This is a genomic window from Bacillus sanguinis (genome assembly GCF_018332475.1).
GTDB classification, from domain to species: Bacteria; Bacillota; Bacilli; order Bacillales; family Bacillaceae_G; genus Bacillus_A; species Bacillus_A sanguinis.
The window spans coordinates 1-1,522 of record NZ_BOQB01000349.1 but is presented as its reverse complement, the minus strand read 5'-3'; the positions used below and the strand labels follow the sequence as shown (position 1 = coordinate 1,522).

General features: G+C 29.6%; 2 protein-coding genes. Both read left to right on the top strand.

Going from position 1 to position 1,522, the window contains the following annotated elements:
- Positions 1-299 precede the first annotated feature (299 nt).
- Positions 300-650, top strand: coding sequence for a zinc-finger domain-containing protein (locus KI369_RS25770; RefSeq protein WP_000202840.1), 351 nt, complete (start codon positions 300-302; stop codon positions 648-650).
- A 21-nt stretch (positions 651-671) separates the two neighbouring features.
- Positions 672-1,184 carry a helix-turn-helix domain-containing protein gene (locus KI369_RS25765; RefSeq protein ID WP_212958242.1) on the top strand — a complete coding sequence of 171 codons (513 nt, stop codon included), beginning with the start codon at positions 672-674 and terminating at the stop codon, positions 1,182-1,184.
- Positions 1,185-1,522 lie beyond the last annotated feature (338 nt).

The following is a 1,522-nucleotide window of genomic DNA, read 5'->3' as shown; positions in this document are numbered from 1 at the left end:
AAATGACTGCTATCAAAAAAATCTGATTTTGATTTTACAATTTGGTTATTATGTTCGTAATTTATAATATTTAAACACAACCTTTTATAGAAGTAAATATTAAACAAATATTTTTATATAAAATTTTATAATTCTAATTATACCACAATAAATACATAATTTATTGTGGTATAAAATGAAATGTTTAAATATATATTTTTGGCTTATTATTTAACGTTTCTATTTAGGTAATGTATAATGGAAATGTTTAATTGATTTTTTTGTACATTTCAATCCAAATGCGGTAGGAGGAGATTTTTTTGACTAGTCTTCGTCTGAAAATTTTACAAGAAATCCATAACTTAGAAGATACCCATTGTTCAATTTGCCCTCTGAACAACCTATCAGTGAATTGTACAGATGAGCAAGAACAGGCAAAACAGAGAAACTACAAACATTGTAAAGGTTGTCCCATTTTCGATTCCATCCGAGAGAAAGGAGAGCAATTGAATTCTTTATCGAAAAAGAGTACATTTAATAAGGTACGGGAACGTTATATGGAAAATCCTTTTAAGTATCTTCAGTATAAAGAGTACTCAATCACAGATGTAGTAAAAGAAACCGGTTTAACAAAGTATCAACTAAGAAAATTTAAACAACAGCTAGAATGAAAGTTTCGGATGAGGTGAGAAATGGACTATTTATCTTTAGAAGAGGTATGCGATAGGGTAGGTTTAACAAAAAATCAATTAGGCTATTTAATTAAGTATAAACACATCGAACCTATCAATATGGCCACTTGGAAAGCAGATGGCGGATATCGCTTTGAGCAAGTAGATGTAGAAAAGTTAGAGGAATTATACAAAGACTCTTTAACATTAAAAGAAGCAGCTGAATTTCTAAGTAAGTCTAAGACTTACGTTCATAATGCAGCTAAAGATGGGATATTGCCCTTTAAAGAGATTGCTAAAGGGAAATCAACTGAACGATTGTACTTAAAAAAGGATTTGGAAATTTTCAAAGAAAGAATTGAAAACAGATCAAAAGAAGAATCGAAAGAGAAAAAGCAGCATTTAAGTCTCTATCTTGATGAAAAGGTAGTAGAAGCAATAAAGAAAAAGGCTGCAAAGAAAGGGTATAATGGCTACAAGAAGTTTGCTGAAGACATTTTATCTGCAGAAGTAAAAGAAGACATAGAAGAATAGAAATCCCAGAGAGAATAGATCCCTGAAAAATGAAAAAACATTAAAAGGGTTCTATTTTCATTTTTAAGAAACTTTCTCTCTTCCGAGTGCAATTACATTACCCTAAACACAAAAAACGATTACAGACGATTTTGAGAGGTCACTTTTCGGGTGCATTCCTAAAAAAATCACTGTAATTTCAAGAAAAGGGTTAATATATATAAGTTAGAAAATAAAGGAAAATAAAGCGGATAATTACAAGGGCGTTTTATTTGAAATTATATTCTCAAAAAATAGCATATGAAACTAAGGTCAATTATGAAAAATCCAAGAAATACAGTATACATATTCAGATTATA